This window comes from uncultured Psychroserpens sp., assembly GCF_947503375.1.
In the GTDB taxonomy this organism is placed as follows: Bacteria; Bacteroidota; Bacteroidia; order Flavobacteriales; family Flavobacteriaceae; genus Psychroserpens.
The window spans coordinates 327444-344631 of record NZ_CANNDQ010000003.1 but is presented as its reverse complement, the minus strand read 5'-3'; the positions used below and the strand labels follow the sequence as shown (position 1 = coordinate 344631).

At 32.6% G+C, this 17188-nt stretch carries 15 protein-coding genes; 2 read left to right on the top strand and 13 right to left on the bottom strand.

All coding sequences use genetic code 11. The features are described from left to right. Window positions 1-2 precede the first annotated feature (2 nt). The 6 genes from Q0876_RS07625 to Q0876_RS07600 form a co-directional block, all read right to left on the bottom strand. Entirely contained in the window at window positions 3-905 is a 903-nt protein-coding gene (locus Q0876_RS07625) for a geranylgeranylglycerol-phosphate geranylgeranyltransferase (protein WP_299225783.1), read from the bottom strand. A gap of 10 nt (window positions 906-915) precedes the next feature. Then, on the bottom strand, window positions 916-1845 hold the full coding sequence (locus tag Q0876_RS07620) for a mevalonate kinase (RefSeq protein ID WP_299225780.1): 930 nt from the start codon (window positions 1843-1845) through the stop codon (window positions 916-918). Between the two features lie 38 nt (window positions 1846-1883). Continuing rightward, window positions 1884-2966, bottom strand: a complete 1083-nt coding sequence (locus Q0876_RS07615; protein WP_299225778.1) for a diphosphomevalonate decarboxylase — start codon at window positions 2964-2966, stop codon at window positions 1884-1886. Window positions 2967-3043: 77 nt separating this feature from the next. Continuing rightward, a complete protein-coding gene (locus Q0876_RS07610) occupies window positions 3044-3589 on the bottom strand; it encodes a DUF1697 domain-containing protein (RefSeq protein ID WP_299225775.1) in 546 nt (181 codons plus the stop codon). After that, on the bottom strand, window positions 3586-4800 hold the full coding sequence (locus Q0876_RS07605; RefSeq protein ID WP_299225772.1) for an NAD(P)/FAD-dependent oxidoreductase: 1215 nt from the start codon (window positions 4798-4800) through the stop codon (window positions 3586-3588). The genes Q0876_RS07610 and Q0876_RS07605 overlap by 4 nt, the downstream gene beginning before the upstream one ends. Before the next feature lie 59 nt (window positions 4801-4859). Further along, entirely contained in the window at window positions 4860-5546 is a 687-nt protein-coding gene (locus Q0876_RS07600; protein WP_299225770.1) for a glycerophosphodiester phosphodiesterase family protein, read from the bottom strand. Between the two features lie 120 nt (window positions 5547-5666). Here Q0876_RS07600 and Q0876_RS07595 point away from each other — a divergent pair, with 120 nt between their 5' ends. Next, on the top strand, window positions 5667-6476 hold the full coding sequence (locus tag Q0876_RS07595; RefSeq protein ID WP_299225767.1) for a hypothetical protein: 810 nt from the start codon (window positions 5667-5669) through the stop codon (window positions 6474-6476). Here Q0876_RS07595 and Q0876_RS07590 read toward each other — a convergent pair whose 3' ends face one another. The 6 genes from Q0876_RS07590 to msrB all read right to left on the bottom strand — a co-directional run bounded on the left by Q0876_RS07590 (window position 6477) and on the right by msrB (window position 13284). Then, a complete protein-coding gene (locus tag Q0876_RS07590; RefSeq protein ID WP_299225764.1) occupies window positions 6477-10187 on the bottom strand; it encodes a metallophosphoesterase in 3711 nt (1236 codons plus the stop codon). A gap of 96 nt (window positions 10188-10283) precedes the next feature. Beyond that, window positions 10284-11507 (bottom strand): bifunctional alpha/beta hydrolase/OsmC family protein, encoded by a 1224-nt coding sequence (locus Q0876_RS07585; RefSeq protein ID WP_299225762.1) that lies wholly within the window; start codon window positions 11505-11507, stop codon window positions 10284-10286. Continuing rightward, a complete protein-coding gene (locus tag Q0876_RS07580) occupies window positions 11504-12007 on the bottom strand; it encodes a peptide-methionine (S)-S-oxide reductase (RefSeq protein ID WP_299225759.1) in 504 nt (167 codons plus the stop codon). Before Q0876_RS07580 ends, Q0876_RS07585 begins: the two co-directional genes overlap by 4 nt. After that, the gene (locus Q0876_RS07575; protein ID WP_299225756.1) at window positions 12000-12281 is read right to left on the bottom strand and encodes a DUF427 domain-containing protein; all 282 of its coding nucleotides are present in this window, start codon (window positions 12279-12281) and stop codon (window positions 12000-12002) included. The genes Q0876_RS07580 and Q0876_RS07575 overlap by 8 nt, the downstream gene beginning before the upstream one ends. A gap of 6 nt (window positions 12282-12287) precedes the next feature. After that, window positions 12288-12833, bottom strand: a complete 546-nt coding sequence (msrA, locus tag Q0876_RS07570) for a peptide-methionine (S)-S-oxide reductase MsrA (protein ID WP_299225753.1) — start codon at window positions 12831-12833, stop codon at window positions 12288-12290. Next, window positions 12823-13284, bottom strand: coding sequence for a peptide-methionine (R)-S-oxide reductase MsrB (gene msrB, locus Q0876_RS07565; RefSeq protein WP_299225750.1), 462 nt, complete (start codon window positions 13282-13284; stop codon window positions 12823-12825). The genes msrA and msrB overlap by 11 nt, the downstream gene beginning before the upstream one ends. A gap of 145 nt (window positions 13285-13429) precedes the next feature. On the opposite strand from msrB, the gene Q0876_RS07560 reads away from it, so the two are divergent. Then, a complete protein-coding gene (locus Q0876_RS07560; protein ID WP_299225747.1) occupies window positions 13430-14695 on the top strand; it encodes a Pycsar system effector family protein in 1266 nt (421 codons plus the stop codon). On the opposite strand, the gene Q0876_RS07555 is transcribed toward Q0876_RS07560, so the two are convergent. Further along, window positions 14685-17063, bottom strand: a complete 2379-nt coding sequence (locus tag Q0876_RS07555; RefSeq protein WP_299225744.1) for a GAF domain-containing protein — start codon at window positions 17061-17063, stop codon at window positions 14685-14687. The genes Q0876_RS07560 and Q0876_RS07555 overlap by 11 nt on opposite strands. Window positions 17064-17188: the final 125 nt, after the last annotated feature.

Below are 17188 nucleotides of genomic sequence, written 5' to 3'. Positions count from 1 at the left end.
GTTTAGATACGATTTAAAACAACATTCACATTGATAAGTATAATACAGAACACACCAGCAACAATAATAAACTTAAGAATGTTGTGTAATATCAAAAAGTGTGTTTTCGTTTTAGATTTCCAAAGCAGTAGTAGAAAAATGAGCAGTAACATTACAGATAGGTAAAAGAAAATATACATATGTCCAATTTGGTAACAACTAAGCAATAAATAAACAGGAATTGAAGTCAGCCCAATTAAAACAGTTAACATCAGTTTTGAGGCTTTTTCTCCATACACAATTGGAATTGTTTTATATCCTAATAATAAATCGCCTTTTATATTCTCTAAATCTTTAGTTAGCTCTCTCATAGAAATCATTAAGAACAGGAAAATAGCATGTACAAAAATGACTGTTTCAAAATTTCCGTAATATAAGAAAATGGCGAAAAATGGTGTAATTGTTAGTATAGCAGAAGTTAGGTTGCCAATAAAAGGTAGTTTTTTAAGCTTATGCGAATAAAACCAAATTCCGAAGATATAGATAGAAAAAAATAAAACAGCATTAAACGAGACATAACTCGCCATAATTACAGCAAAAAAATTAAGTACAAAATAAAAAGAGAGTTTAGTATTTTGACTTACCAAGCGGTCTAATTTAGATTTTTGAGGACGATTGATAAGATCTTTTTCTGAATCATAAAAATTATTTATAATATAACCTGCAGCTATAGTAGCAGCAGAAGCTAACACAAGCATCAATAGATTAACATCTAATAACACGACCTTCAAGGGCTTATCATGAGCCAATATATATACAGAAGTTAAATATTGGGCGATAACTACGATAAGTATATTATAACCTCGCACAACAGAGAACATACTAAAAAATTTTAGCATAATGTGTTTTTGTCTGCGGGAAAACATAGGTGACGTTTTAGAAGTTATAAACCACTTCTAATTTATAATCTTTTAAGGACTGTTTTGCAGTTTCTATATCTTCAGTAAAGCCTAAAATATAGCCTCCACCTCCTGAACCACAAAGTTTTAAGTAATATTCATTGGTTTCAATACCCTTTTTCCAAAGTTCATGGAATTGTTGAGGAATCATAGGTTTGAAATGATTTAGCACCACTTTAGACAATTGTTTTGTGTTTTTAAATAAAGACTTGATATCGCCTTTTAAGAAATCATCAACGCAAGCATCAGTATGTTTAATAAATTGATCTTTAAGCATACTTCTAAATCCTTCTTGTTTCATATTCTCCATGAAAATACGAACCATAGGTGCAGTTTCACCTATTATACCTGAGTCTAATAAAAACACAGCACCTTTCCCCTCAGTTTGTTGCGCAGGAATACCTGTAGCTTCAATATTGTCTTTTGAATTGATTAGAATTGGAATACTCAAATAACTATTCAAAGGATCTAATCCTGAAGACTTTCCGTGGAAAAACGATTCCATTTCTGAAAAAACAGCTTTGAGTTTCAATAACTTCTCTCTAGTTAAATTCTCTAGAACTGTAATCTTATTATGAGCATATTTATCATAAATAGCAGCAACTAAAGCGCCACTACTCCCAACACCATAGCCTTGAGGGATAGAAGAATCAAAATACATACCCTCTTCAACATCATTCTGAAGAGTAGTAATATCGAATGTTACTAATTTTGCATCGATGTTTTTTAAATACGACACAAAGTCTTTTAAACTTTTATTTGATCTAATTGCTTCCTCTGAAGGATTTTCATCGGTCTTTAGTGCACCATTATAAAAATTATATGGAATAGATAAACCTTTAGAATCTTTAATAATCCCATACTCTCCGAAGAGTAAAATTTTTGAGTAAAAAAGGGGTCCTTTCATTTATTTAGAATAATTTCCTTTAACAAATATACGTATTATTATTGTATTTGGTTCGCGCCAAAACCAATTTGATCGCATATGTAATGTCCGTTTTGGCAAAAGCCAACTAATTCATTCTTAATGAATTCAAGCACATTGTCTTTCTCGTTTTCAGGATACAACACATGCACATTGGCTCCTGCATCTAAAGTAAAACAAATATTAGAATCATTATTGGTTCTATATAACCATATTTTATTGATGATCTCTAACGTGTTTGGTTTCATTAAAATGAAATACGGCATACTTGTCATCATCATTGCATGTAACGTCAATGCTTCACTTTCTACTATCTTAACGAATGCGTTTAAATCACCATTTTGAAACACTGAGATTAGCTTAGACAGGTTATCATGAGCTTGCGCAAAACGTTGCGTTGCATAAGGGTGGTCATGCATCAAATTATGACCTACTGTACTACTCACTTGTTTTTCTCCTTTATCAACTAAAAGTATGGTGTCTTGATAATTTTTAAAGTTTTTATGAACTTCAAATGGATACTTAATTCCAAAAAAATTTGAGCTACCTTCAATATCTTCATGTGCTCCCCAAACTATCAAATCGCCTTCTATACTTCTACAAGCACTTCCAGAGCCTAAACGCGCAAGAAATGAAGCCTTTTTATTGAAAAACTCATCAGAGATTTGCTCGTTGAGCTCTCGTTCAATACTCATCAAACAAACAGCTAAAGCACTCATTCCTGAAGCTGAAGAGGCAATACCAGAACTATGAGGAAACGTATTAGAAGTTTCAATCTTGAAGTGATATTCTTTCAAAAACGGCAGGTATCTTTCTATACGCTTAAAAAAGGTTTCTATTTTTGGCTTAAAGTCTTCTTTTTGTTCACCATCTAAAAGCACTTCAAACGAAAAATCGTCGTTAGAGTCTTTTTTAGAAAAACTAAGTTTGGTCGTCGTCTTGCAATAGTCTAATGTAAAACTAACAGATGGGTTTTCAGGAATTTGACTTTCTTTTTTTCCCCAGTATTTTACTAGTGCAATATTACTTGGTGATGACCAAGTGTAGCTGCCATTATTGATTGTTTTTGAATAGGTTTCAGGAATAAATGTATGTTCAGTCATGTTTTGGTCTACTAACAGATACTATTAAAATAGTTCAACTTCAGTATTAATTTCTCTTTTGCAAAAATAAGCAATATCTATTGGTCTTTTTCATTTTCTGAAGACATTGCTATTAACTTCGCCATTGTTTTGTAGTTTCTAGATGTAGCAGATACTTCAAGCTTTTTTTCTATAGTATTCATATTGAATTTAGTGCGCCCATAACCTGCAGAACTGTAAAAATATAGGCAATCTTTTATAATTTTAAACTCTTCATCTTCGTAAGTTACTTTCAGAACCTCATCTACCAGCTTTCTATTTGGGGTTTTATCAAATAAGACAAAATAACTACTCGCCTTTTTTTCTTTGGAAAACGGACAGGCATCAAAAACCTTTAACAACTCATTTTTAGTTTTCGCTATAGCTGAAACTTCAAACCCAAAACGAGCCTTAATGGCTTCTTGAATTTTTACTTCTATGTTGCGTTTACTTTCTGAAGATCTTAAGATAATGTTTCCGCTTTGGATATATGTTCTAACCCCTTCGAAGCCTGTTCTAATAAGCAATTCACGCAACTCTGCCATAGGCACTTTTTTATGACCGCCAACATTAATCCCTCTTAATAATACAATGAATATATTCATGATCGTGACATCGCTTTTGCTGCAATATAGGCACCAGACCAAGCATTTTGAAAATTAAATCCTCCTGTAACCGCATCAATATTTAATACTTCACCAGCAAAGTACATGTTTTTATGTAGTTTACTTTCAAAAGCTTTAAAATTCACTTCTTTTAAACTAATCCCTCCAGCCGTTACGAACTCTTCCTTAAAAGTACTTTTTCCTTTAACATCAAAAATAGCTTTGGTCAACTGAGAAGCTAACCTTTCTATTTGCATCTTATTTAAATCTGCCCAACGTGTTTCTGTTGTTATATTAGAAGCTAAAACCAACTTTTGCCATAAACGTTTTGGTAATTCATAAAGAGTAACTTTAACAACTGTTTTTTTTGCGAAATTTTGCTTCAAATCTTTTAGTTGGTTCATGCAATCATTATAAGATTGTTTTATAAAATTGATTTCAATTTGAAACTTATAGTTACGTTGGGCTAATTCTATCGCACCAAAAGCAGATAATTTTAAAATTGCTGGAGCACTCATCCCTACGTGAGTGATTAATAATGGTCCTTCACTATACAAGTTAGAATTAACGACTTTTACCTCAACGTTTGATGCAACAACTCCAGGAATACCTGCAATACGCTCGTCATCAATATCAAACGTAAAGAGTGATGGCACTGGTTTAGAAATGGTATGTCCTAGCTGTTCCAAGAGTTTCCATACTTTTGGATTACTTCCTGTAGATATCATTACGCTTTTAGCAAAAAAATCGCCTTGTGTTGTTTCCAGTTTCCAATGTTCATTTGATTTGCTAATGCCTTTCAATGCATGATTGTAATGTATGTTCACATTATATGTTCTTGCTTCTTTTAAAAAACAATCGATAATGGTTTGTGATGAATCTGTAATAGGGAAGATACGACCATCATCTTCAATTTTTAATGTAACACCTCTTTCTTCAAACCATGCTATGGTATCACCAGTCATGAATTGATGAAAAGGACCTAATAATTCTTTTTCGCCTCTTGGATAATTACGTATTAATTCTGAAGGAACAAACTCTGCGTGAGTAACATTACATCGTCCTCCACCTGAGACCTTTACTTTTTGAAGCCCTTGCTTCCCACGTTCTAGAATAGCAACTTTAAGTTTTGAATTTTGTTGTGCACAGTTTATTGCTGCAAAAAAACCTGCTGCTCCTCCTCCTACTATAATTATATCGTATGTATTCATTAATTTAAAATTACAGGCAAATCTTTATATATAAAAATCATTACTTTAGTATTGCAGTGTTATAAGCGATCAGGAACATCAGAAATAATTGCATCTACTCCATAAGCTTTCATACGATCAATAGTACCGTCATCATTAACTGTCCATGTGTAGACCTTAAAGCCCAATTGTTGAGCAAACTTCACATTGTTTTTAGTAAGTAATGCCACGTTAGGATGTACTGCAAAGGCATTTATAGTACTAGCAAATTCAATGGCATCTGTAACGCTAGCTTTTGTTAATACGCCTAACCGAAAGTCTTCATCTATTTTGAAAACCGTTTCAAGCTCATGATGTTGAAAACTAGATATCAAAAAATCGTCTTTATGCCAATTCTTTTGATCAATGTAATGTTTTAATACATTGCACGTTTGCATGGCAGTATTCTTCCCTTTAAGTTCAACATTTAAAAAACATCTATGGTCTATCAAATCTATAACATCTTCTAGTGTTGGTATAACAAATCGTTCTTTTACTTTCAACTGTTTTAGTTGTGTTAATGTGTGTTTACTAACTTCACCAGAGCCATTTGTCATTCTATCTAAGGTAAAATCATGAAATACTACTAATTCTCCCGAAGCACATAAATGCACATCAATTTCAACACCATCAACATGGAGTTCTAAGGCTTTCTCTATGGACTCTAATGTGTTTTCTACAACATATCCTTTTGCGCCTCGATGCCCTATTTTAAGTAATTTTTGCATGGACCATAAAAGTATTAATTTTGCTTATACAATTGTGCCAAAAAAAGATTTTATAAAATCTTTAAGACTTGTAATTTCTTATTCTTAATAAAAAGCTATTGTTTTAATTAAAATTGATCTATGAATACACCAACTTACGTCCTTGTTTTGGTTTTGTTTTTTTCAACCTCATGTAATTCTGGAAAGCTAACTCCAATTGTAGACTTACCTTCTAGTTTAAAAGAAACTTCAGCTATTGAAAAAACTAGTGCCTCAAATTTATTGTGGGTTATTGAAGATGCTGGAAATAAAAATCATTTATATGGTATAAACGAAAAAGGCCACATTGAAAAGGATATCGATATTGAGAACATTCAAAATATAGATTGGGAAGACCTAACTTCAGATAGCCAAGGAAATATCTATATAGGTGATTTTGGTAACAATTCTAAAAAACGAAAACAATTTGCCATCTATAAAATTTCTTCTCCTGAGAATACTACCAAGAGTGCAAAAGCAGAGGTGATTAGTTTTTCTCTACCAAAGGATATGAAATCTGAAGATTTTGAATCCTTCTTCTTACATAATAACATGTTTTATATCTTTAGTAAACACAATAAAAAGTGTGAACTGATTAAAGTTCCAAATATTATTGGTGACCATACAGCGGTATATATATCGAAATACAAATTTGAAAGTAAAAACACAAAAGTTACCTCAGCAGATATTAGTGATGATGGCAAAACAGTTGTGCTATTAAATCATGACAGGCTTTGGAAGCTTACTAATTTTAAAGGTGACAACTTTTTTAATGGTGTTGTGGAAGCTGTTGATTTTAAACATGATTCACAAAAGGAAGGTATTAACTTTATTGGCCCAAAAACACTGTTAATCACAGATGAAAAAAACAAGAGTGAGGGTGGAAATCTATATCGTTTCCGTATGGATTGATTAAAAATTTAATCCGAAACCAAATGAAAACCGTAAGCCTTCTACACTATTAAATAAATTAAATGTTCCTGAAAGTGTTTCTGCAGCTGTAACCCAAAATCCACCTCCATAATCATTATGCCATTTATCAGAAAAATCATCTTTTATCCACACTCTTCCAACATCAAAACCACCAAATACACCAAACTGCAAGGGTAAGATACTTGTTTTGAAAGTATTAAAACTGTAACGAAGATCTGTACTTCCAACAAATGAGTTCTGACCTGTGAAGCGTTCTGTCCTATAGCCTCTTAATCCATTTCTTCCACCAATATTTGCAGCTTGATAGAAAATGAGGTCATTACCAATTCTAAACTGAGCTCTTGCATCTGTTTTAAGTACTAATTTTCTGTTTTTAGTTAACGCATTATAGAAACCAAGATTAGAATTTATATAGCCATAGGTATAGTCTGTATTTTCAAATTCTGTTTTAGCTCCAAGATTTAATAGAAATGTCATCCCTCGAGTTGGATTTAATTTATCATCAAAACTTGCATAATTATATTCTGCTTCCAACGCTCCAAAAACACGCCTATCATAAAAATTTTCAGATGAAGAAGACGGCATAAACTGTGTTATAAATCGGTTTGGCGTATCATCAAGTTCAATAGCTTCAACGATAGTTCTAAAACCATAATCACTACCAAAGTTTCCTTTTTTTAGTATTCCAACTTTAGCCATATATATACTTGTTCTTACACGATTGAAGTCTAAATCTAAATCATCATCATTATTTACTGTTTCATTACCATAACCAAAAAAGTTATTTGTAAAATTTGCAGATGTGAATTGACCTCCAACATGCAAATTCCAATCATTCATTATATTGGCAAATTCGCCATCATAATTAAGAGAGAAGCCTTCAGTAGCAAAAAAGTATCCGCCTTTGAATCGATGTTGTTGTGAGAATGGGTTTCGTTGAAATCCGTTTTTAGTTCTTACATAAGAAATTCCTAGAGAGATACCGTCGTCAGGATTAAATCCAATAGCTGGAGTTATAACACTATTATTAACAATGTTTTTTTGAAAATCAAAGAGGTTGAGTTTATATACATCTGTAAGCCTTATGGTACCGCGCTTATTTTCTTTAATCGTATTGGGTTTACTTTCATGATCATACACTTTTACTCTACGACCTGACTTGATGATATAGGTGTCATTTTCTTGACCTCCAATAAGCCTTGTGAAGATTAAGTTATTGGCTTTTCCTGTTACTTCAAAAACATCTTTATCATCAAGACCGTAAATCCATAACTCTTTAGTAATATCCTTATTAAAGATTTTATCAACTATTACTTCGCCCTTTTCACCATCAATAATTCTAGAGATGATAACCTGTGTTTCATTATCACCAATTCGCTTTACTTCAATATAGTCGTCTTTATCTGTACCTGTAAGAATTACTAATTCGTTCAAGTAGTTATAATATCGCGTAGCAATGTCTATAAGATTAGAACGCCGTCCTTTGAGTTTCTTTTTAATGTCTTCAAGTGTTTCATCTTGTACTTCCTTTGGTACTTTTAAAAACGCTTTTTCAATAACCTCATCTGTGATATTCTCTTGTAAAAACTGTGCATGTTCAATCCATTTTTCCTTATCAGCTTGCTGAATCAGTACACGGTCTAATTTAATTCCTGCGGCATTCATCCATTTGATATCTTCTAAGGTTTCATCATAAACTTGGAGCTGTTTTGTTGAGCCAGATATTTTTTTCATAATGCCTAATAAAGCACCATCGAAGTTCGAAAACACTTGATCGCGATCTCTAGGTATTGGTCGATACCATTTATCTCCATTTTCCTGATCAAATTGTGCCCAACGCCATTGATCTTGATGTCTATCCCAGTCACCTACAAGCATGTCAAATAAACGCGCTCTAACTAGTGCGTTCTCATCAATCTTATATTTTTCGTCTTCTCTAATTTTTTCAATAATATCATGAGTACTTTCAATATCGTCTGCAAATCCAAAGTTCCTATCGTTAGCGTAGTTTTCTTCTGGGCGTTCTTCTATCATGTAAAGTTCGTCGCCGTAATCATTATTATATTTTCCTAAATGTTTATGTTTTGGAATATAATATAGTTTTGGGTTAGTGTGATAAATTTTCGCTGCATCAGATAAATCTGGAATGGCTTTAAATGCATAAGGATGAGCCGCAGTATAAAAATCAAAAATCAAACTTTCTATAGCTGTTTTTTCAAACTCTTCTTCAATGTAAGTTTCTTTAAATAAAACAGTCTGTAAATATTGCGTAGCACTTTTTCTCAAGGCTCTCATGTTAAGTTCTCTGCCATCTTTAGTTTTTAAACGCAAAGATCTTGTTTGGTGACCTCCTCCTGCTCTTACGATTTCTAAACCGCCATAAAGCGTATCTAGAGTAGCAACTTTAGCTTTTATTTTTGTGCTATACACATCTCTGTAGTGATCACCCCAAACAGTTTCAAAGAAACCAGTTCTGTCGGTTTCATTTTCAGAATATACTGAGGTTTCGATTTCTTGAGGAAAATTATCTGGAAGCATAGAAAGGTCAAAATCTTTTGTAGGCATAAATACTTCTCGAGTAAATAATAGTTTAGGGATTCCATTTTCTTCACCATAAAAGCTTACCCAACTACTTCCATCTTTATAAACTGTTAATTCAGCAAAACCTTGCTTCCCGTAAGAAAACAAACCATTATCTCTTAAGGCAGCATATGATTCTTTTGCTCCAGAACCTGATACAATTTGCTTTGTGCCCTCATTTTCAATATACTGAAGTGTATGTTCATGACCAGAAACAAAGACAATATTGTTAGAGTCGAACGTTAGTGTTTCTAGCCGTTTCATAAGTTTATGATAACGCTCATTATATCGGTCTTGAATAGACACCCCTCCTTGTGTTCTTATTTGAGTAACCAAAGATGCAAAGATTGGTACTGGAATTTTCTTCTGACCAGGAAAAAGGTGTTTTGAAAAGGCATACTGACCTCCATGTACACCATTGGTATACATTGGGTGATGCATAGCAAAAATGATGGTTTTATCACCTGCCTTTTTAATCTCGCCTTCTACTTCTTCAAAAAACCGCTCTCTGGTCTTTATCTCACATTCGTCATTTATTGTTGGGTTATCATTCCAGTTCTCTAAGTACCATTGCGTATCTACAATAATCAATTGAATTGTCTCTCCAACATCAATACTCTCTAGTGGACAACCATTTTCGGGCTGAAAAGTATTCTTACCTAATGCATCTTCAATATACTTTTCTTGGCGCTTAAGACCTTTTAACCCATTTGCGTACCAATCGTGATTTCCTGGGATGAACAAAGTAGTTCCTTTGAAATTCTCTACAGCTAAAATTTGACCATTGAGTGCATTTTCAGCTTCAGATCGTTCTTTTTTATCTTTCGCAGGTAAACCACTTGGATAAATATTATCACCCAAAAAGATAGTATAATCGTTTTTTGTGTCTTTGTTTTCGATGTGATTATTAAATGCAGATAATGCTTTAGACATTCCGCCTTTTGGAGATTTCCCAGCATCACCTATTAAGTAAAAAACCCGATCTACTTCTTTATCTGGTAAACTATAGGTTTTTTGGTCTTCGTCAGCATATTGTGCTTTGTAAGTTGCACAAGCATTAAAAATAAATAAGGCAATAATGAGGGTAATTATTTTATATGGCTTTATCATATTTAAGTATCTAAATGTTTTCAGAACTAATAAAGTTAGCGTTTAGTATGAATGATAAAGATATTAATTATAAAAGCAACTATGGTGCTTTTTTGTTTAATTGTCGACGATTTTTGTGTCAATAATAACTTCGTTTTGTAAGGTTTTATGAACAGGACATTTGGATGCAATCTCTTTAAGTCGTTGTTTTTGAGATTCATCCAGATTACCTACAAACTTTAGTGTTTTTTCTAAATGATCTATTTTTATTGGTTTGTCATAATCCATCATAATATCATCACTATGCTTTTTTGAATATGTTATATATGCATATACTTCTTGCAGATCCCATTCCTTACGTTCAGCATATAACTTTAAAGTCATCACAGTACAAGCTGCCAGGCCTGCACTTAAAAAATCATAGGGAGAGGGTCCAAAATCATCACCACCAATACTCTGAGGTTCATCAGCAATAAAATTATGTTTGATGGTTTGAATTGAAGTTGTAAAGTTATTTTCTTTCAAGTTCAGGTGTGCAACCAATTGTTCACCTTCAGTACTTAACATTTGATTGTCTTTAGGATCAAAATAACGTTGTACCCAAGCTCCAATCATATTTCCAACATAATTACTATCTCTTGAATCTGACAATAAATGATCTGCTTGATCTAAACTTATAAAACTTTTGGGATGATGTGCATTATGATATAATTTATTTGCATTCTCTATGCTTACGATTTGGTCGAAAGGGGCATGCATAATGAGCAAAGGCTTCCTGAGGTTTTTTGTGATTTCAGGCAAATCTGTTTTACTAAAATCTTCAACAAATTTTTCATTTATCTTAAAAGGTCTACCACCAATATTAACTTCTACTTCTCCTTTTTCTTTGACTTCTTCGATACTATGAGAAAACAAATGAGTGACATGACTAACTGTAGCTGGCGCACCAATAGTTGCTACTACTTTTATATTATCTAATTTTGATGCTGCTACGATCACAGCAGCACCTCCAAGCGAATGACCTACCAATAGTGAAGGCGCTTCATAATTAGACTCTAAATGATCACTAACCGCAAGCAAATCGTCGACGTTTGAAGAAAAGTGACTGTCTGCAAATTCACCTTCACTTCTTCCTAAGCCTGTAAAATCAAACCGCACTACTCCAAAACCATGGTTTGTCAATGCTCTACTTATATTCTTGACTGCATTTAAAGTGCTATTACATGTAAAACAATGGGCAAAAACAGCATAGTAATTTGGTTTTTGGTTAGCAGGCAATTCAAGGTAAGCTTGTAGTTTGTTGCCTTGCTTACTTTCAATCTGTAGCTTTACACTTTTCATATTAACTGCTTTAAGTTATTCGTATTTATATATTCAGAATACTGACTAAAAATTAATTGCAATTTTGGGTTAATAAACGTTTTACAAAATGGCTTGTTAGGATTATTTTGATAGTAATTTTGAATACTTTCTCTAGAGGGTCTAAATTTAGAAAACTCCAGAATTTTAGTAATCAATTGTATTTTAAATGTTTTTTGAAGCATTTTTAATATAGATATACATTCCGCTTTTTGTTCTTGTGAAAACACATAAACCGCTGAACGGTATTTATCTCTCATACTATGATAAACCGCACTTTTATGAGTATACAAATGCACTTCTACAAGGGTTTTTAAACTTATTATTGTTTCGTCAAAAGTTACGATAACTGCTTCAGAAAATGAAGCATTTATACCTGTTGAAGCTACATAACCTTGCTCAACTAGTTCAACACCTTTCAAGTGCTGAAAAACAGCCTCGGTACACCAATGACAACCACCTCCTAATGCAATTTTATTCAATGACTTCAACCCCTCTCCAAAAAGCAATTTTATTCTTAATTCCTTTAGCTAGTTCAGAAACTTCTGGATAATACCAAGCAGCATCTCTATTTTCTTTACCATTAACCTCTAACGTATAGTAAGATGCTTCTCCTTTCCATGCACATGTGGTGTGAGTATCACTAGGTTTAAAATATTGTTTCTTAATGCTTTCGTGAGGGAAGTAGTGATTGTTCTCAATAACAACCGTATGTTGACTTTCTGCAATGACCTCGTTATTCCATATCGCTTTCATGATCTTCTAATTTGTTTTTAATTTATCGGCATAAAGTTTTCTCAGTTTTGCAAGTTTTGGTTCAATTACAAAACTACAATACCCTTGAGTTTGATGATTTCTATAATAATCTTGATGTTCTTTTTCTGCTTCATAAAATACATCAAGTGGTGATATCTCAGTAACTATTGGGTTCTTGTAATAAAGAGAAACTTTTTTGACCACAGTTTCAGCAACGGCCTTTTGTTCATTATTATGATAAAAAATGACCGAACGGTATTGAGTTCCTCGATCAGCACCTTGTCGATTGAGAGTTGTTGGGTCATGAGTGGTCATGAAAATTACCAAAATTTCTTCAAAAGTGATAACATCAGCATCAAATAGGATTTGAATAACCTCAGCATGGCCTGTTAAACCAGAGCAAATCTCTCTATATGTTGGTCGTCCAGGTACAGTTCCACCTGAATACCCTGAAACCACATGTTCTACACCTCTTACCTCTTGAAATACAGCTTCTGTACACCAAAAACAACCACCTCCTAATGTAGCTGTTTGCATACTATTAGTCGTCATTAGTTACCTCCTTTTGTAGTTGCATAGATTCTGAATTGATACAATATCTCAGTCCGCTAGGTTCTGGTCCGTCTGGAAAAATATGTCCTAAATGCGCATCACAAGTATTACACATAACCTCAACTCTTACCATCCCATACGAGGTATCCCTTTCATATTTAATTGCATTTTCTTTGATAGGCTGCGTAAAGCTAGGCCAACCTGTACCCGAACTAAATTTAATCGTTGAATCAAATAATGGCGAGCTACAGCATATACAATTGTATTGTCCTTCATCATAGATACTGCATAACGCTCCAGTATGAGCTCGTTCGGTTCCTTTTTGCCTTGTAATTCTATATTGTTCAGGTGTTAATTGCGCTCTCCATTGGTCTTCTGTTTTTTCAACACGCTGATCTGGTGTTGGATTTCCATTTACTGAAAAACTGATAATATCTTTCCAAGTAAGCATATGATTGTTCCTTTCGTTTATATTGATGCTTCGTAATTATGTCGTAATTGATCTAGTATCATTACAAACAAAATCTTTATAGATAAAGCGCCTATAATATATTTAATTTTTAGTAATTTGTATCAATAAAATCGACTAATTGATTATGTCTAAATTAATTGAAAATGCTGAAAAATTTGTATTCGATCTATTAAAAAATGAATTAGATCAAACTTTTCTCTATCACAATTACAAGCATACAGAACGTGTGCTTAAGAGTACCAGAGAAATTATTGAAAATACAGATATTTCAAAAGAAAATGCTGAAATACTAGAACTTGCTGCTATATTTCATGATACTGGTTATATTGATGGTGCTGAAGATCACGAAGAGAAAAGCTGCAAAATAGCCAAGGAGTTTTTAACTAAACAAGACGTTGATGAGGCTAAAATTGAAGCTGTAAACAAATGTATTATGGCAACTAAGTTCAAAGATTCTCCAACAACAGATCTAGAGAAGATGATCAGAGATGCAGATGCATCTCATTTTGGTAAAAAATATTTTGAAGAGGCCAGCGAGTTTTTAAGAAAAGAACTTGAGATAAGAAATGTACGTCAGTTTTCTCCATCAGAATGGCGTAATGAGAACATTAGAGTGTTGGCAAAAAAGCATCAATTTTATACGGATTATGCTTTGAAAAACTGGCAACCTAGAAAAGATAAGAATCTCGCCAAGCTCATGAAAGCCAAGAAGAAGCAAAAAACTAAGCTTAAAACAGAAGAATTAAAAGCAAAATACAAGGCGCAATATAAAAATGAAAGTCCAGAACGTGCCATTCAGTCATTTTATAGAACAGCTTTAAAGAATCATATTAAATTGAGTGATATAGCAGACACAAAAGCCAACATATTGCTATCAGTTAATGCTATTATAATTTCGGTTGTTCTTGCTAATTTAATTTCTAAGCTTGACACTAATCCTTATTTAACATGGCCAACAGTAGTTTTTACATTGTTTAGTGTTATTTCAATGGTTATGTCAATTATAGCTACACGACCAAATGTAACAAGTGGTCAGTTTACAAAAGAGGATGTAAAGAATCAAAAAGTTAATCTCATTTTTTTCGGAAACTTTCATAAAATGGATTTACAAGAATATGAATGGGCTATAGCCGAGATGATTAAAGATAAAGATTATATTTATAAAGCGTTAACCAAAGACTTGTACTTTTTAGGGAAAGTACTAGAACGAAAATATAGGTTATTAAGGGTTACATATACTGTCTTCATGGTAGGCATTATCTGTTCTTTAATTGCATTTGCAATAGCTGTCAAGAACAATCCTGCGGTTAATTTAGAAGAGGTATTGGATACTCAAACGTATTTGATCGATCTAGAAAAAACGGAAGACAGCTTTGCCGTTAAGCTTTAATTTCTTTCATTAAATCATCGTAGGTATAAAATGATTTGTCTTCTTTTTTATGATATAAAATATTTACTCGTATAGCTTTCAAACCCGTTACACCTTGTAAATTTTCTAATTCTAGAATTTCTACATTTTTATCTAACACCTTCTTAGATTGGAGAAATCTTACATATTGTAAATACTCATTCTCATCTTCTTTTTGAGAATACACGATTGTGATTTTTCCTTTTTGAGTGATGCGTTCGTTTGTACCCTTGATCAACGCTTTGTCAACACGTTTTTTAACTACTTCATATCTAGCATTGTAGGTGCCATCAACATCAAATTGTTTTTCATCCATTCTAAAACGGATTGATAACGACTGGTTAAAGACAAGGATCATTGAAGCTACATCGAGCGCTATAGGATATTCATGCTGATTTTGATAGTATTCATTTTCCATCTCACACATGACTTGTAATTGCCAAAGCCTAAGGTTGTACAAATATACTTCGTTAAAGCTTTTTTCTTTGGTAATAGCTTCACCTATATACATATTATGCTCTACACCATCAGTCTTGTAACGCTCAAAATAGTGTGGATACATTTTTTGAGCTTCTACTTGCTTTTGATCTAATAGCGTTGCCATATTTTTATTAATAAGTGCTATGGTATCATCATAATTTTTTCTGTAAAAATATATGAGGTTTAAATCATCATCTATTTTGCTGAAATAATCATCAATACTATCTCTTAAGTGAACATTTTTATTGTATTGAAACTTTAATATAGGTTCAATTTCCTCTTTTAAAAATGCAGTGATGGTTTGCTCACTATCTACTTTAAAATTAGCTTTAAGGTCTTTTTTATATGCCTTAACTTGAAACTGAATCTGCTCATATATTGGTAAGCTATCTGTTTTTAAAATATCATCTATTATTTTTGAAACTAAACTTAATTGAAGTGATAAGTCTTTTTGAGTTGCCGAATTTCTAGCATCAGACGATCCTTTAACATCAATTTGACCAAATAGTGGGTAAATATTATCAAAAATGATCTTTTCAAATGTAGCTTCATTGCCAAACTTATGCTTGTCTTTTAGGAACTTTCTAGCGGCATCAACAAATTTCCAATACACACTAGGATGTATCGACGTACATTCTTGTTGTATAATTGCTTCTATTAAATTTTGCTCTTCAGATTTAGAACGCTCAACAGCTGTTACTATAAATGGCATCACATCTACCAACTTATTAGCATTAATGCTGTTTAAAACTTGGGGCTTATGAGAGATAATTTCTAATATACCCATCAGGCCTTCCTCATTAGCTATTGGAGCGAAAATAGCACTTTTTATACCTTGTTCATGTAAAACTGAAACATGAGGCGCTTTACCTTCAGATATTTTATAAATTCTATCTACATCAGAAACAGAAAAATATTTTTTCTCCTTCAAAAGTCTATTGTATGACCAGCTACAAAGTGCGTCAGAACATTGCTTGGTTTCAGCATCTTTTAATAGAAAACTATGGACTCCTGTACCATATACACGCTCAAACACGTCTTCTTCTTCATTGTATATTGAAAACCCTACATTTATATCTTTAAGCCCTAAAAGTGAACGAAATATTTCATGGAAATCTTCCATAAAGGTTTCGTCTTTACGTTTATCATCACCGATTAAACTTGACTTGATGTTTGATATGGATTGGTCGTCAGTAATGTCAAAAATATTTGAAATCACAAAGCCTTTGAAAGTATAACTGTTAGGCGGAAACTTTTCTTTCCAAAGTTCTATATTTTCAAAATTATCGAGTAAATTTTTATAATCTTCTTCAGTTATTTTTGGCGCATTTTCATTAGCCTTGATATCTGTAAAATCAGCATTATATAAGATTTTATAATAACGCATGATCCCTTTAGCATCAGGGATTTCATAATAAAAAGGCCTCTTGAAGTTTATTTCATAACCATAACAAAGATTTAAAATGATCGTACATGCAATGATATAGGTATCATCTTTTGGCATATTCTTTATCTCTAGTTCAAAATCTTTGCCAGCAGCATCAATAATAGATTTGAACCGTTCTGATGAATTAAAAATAAGATTATGAAATGGTACAGAAGCTGTTTTTATTTCATTTTTAGTCAAAATAGGACTAAATGAATCTTGAAGTATGATGCGGATTTCTTTTTCTCTTTTGACCAAATGTGCAGGATTGGTTATACCATCTCTTAATTCTGGAAACCCTTCTGCTGATTTCAATACACGACGTGCTTTTGCAGCTATAAATTCATCTTCGCTTTTTGCTAATGATTCATAGTGCTTAAGAATAGTTTCGAAACTCACCTTAAGTTCAAAGGGAGATTCGATATTTTCATTAATATCGCTCATAATAACTTTTCGATGCATACAAAGTTACAAATTAATAGTTTAGTCGTTATTAATGAGACTTTCTAACAAAAGAAATGTTACACAAAAAAGTATTTTTAACAATATTGGCGTTAATCTTTTAGAAC

Bases quoted from the DNA above. Each gene is read 5' to 3' on its own strand.
- Q0876_RS07625 (WP_299225783.1), bottom strand. From the start codon at position 905: ATGTTTTCCCGCAGACAAAAACACATTATGCTAAAATTTTTTAGTATG.
- Q0876_RS07620 (WP_299225780.1), bottom strand. From the start codon at position 1,845: ATGAAAGGACCCCTTTTTTACTCAAAAATTTTACTCTTCGGAGAGTAT.
- Q0876_RS07615 (WP_299225778.1), bottom strand. From the start codon at position 2,966: ATGACTGAACATACATTTATTCCTGAAACCTATTCAAAAACAATCAAT.
- Q0876_RS07610 (WP_299225775.1), bottom strand. From the start codon at position 3,589: ATGAATATATTCATTGTATTATTAAGAGGGATTAATGTTGGCGGTCAT.
- Q0876_RS07605 (WP_299225772.1), bottom strand. From the start codon at position 4,800: ATGAATACATACGATATAATTATAGTAGGAGGAGGAGCAGCAGGTTTT.
- Q0876_RS07600 (WP_299225770.1), bottom strand. From the start codon at position 5,546: ATGCAAAAATTACTTAAAATAGGGCATCGAGGCGCAAAAGGATATGTT.
- Q0876_RS07595 (WP_299225767.1), top strand. From the start codon at position 5,667: ATGAATACACCAACTTACGTCCTTGTTTTGGTTTTGTTTTTTTCAACC.
- Q0876_RS07590 (WP_299225764.1), bottom strand. From the start codon at position 10,187: ATGATAAAGCCATATAAAATAATTACCCTCATTATTGCCTTATTTATT.
- Q0876_RS07585 (WP_299225762.1), bottom strand. From the start codon at position 11,507: ATGAAAAGTGTAAAGCTACAGATTGAAAGTAAGCAAGGCAACAAACTA.
- Q0876_RS07575 (WP_299225756.1), bottom strand. From the start codon at position 12,281: ATGAAAGCGATATGGAATAACGAGGTCATTGCAGAAAGTCAACATACG.
- msrA (WP_299225753.1), bottom strand. From the start codon at position 12,833: ATGACGACTAATAGTATGCAAACAGCTACATTAGGAGGTGGTTGTTTT.
- msrB (WP_299225750.1), bottom strand. From the start codon at position 13,284: ATGCTTACTTGGAAAGATATTATCAGTTTTTCAGTAAATGGAAATCCA.
- Q0876_RS07560 (WP_299225747.1), top strand. From the start codon at position 13,430: ATGTCTAAATTAATTGAAAATGCTGAAAAATTTGTATTCGATCTATTA.
- Q0876_RS07555 (WP_299225744.1), bottom strand. From the start codon at position 17,063: ATGAGCGATATTAATGAAAATATCGAATCTCCCTTTGAACTTAAGGTG.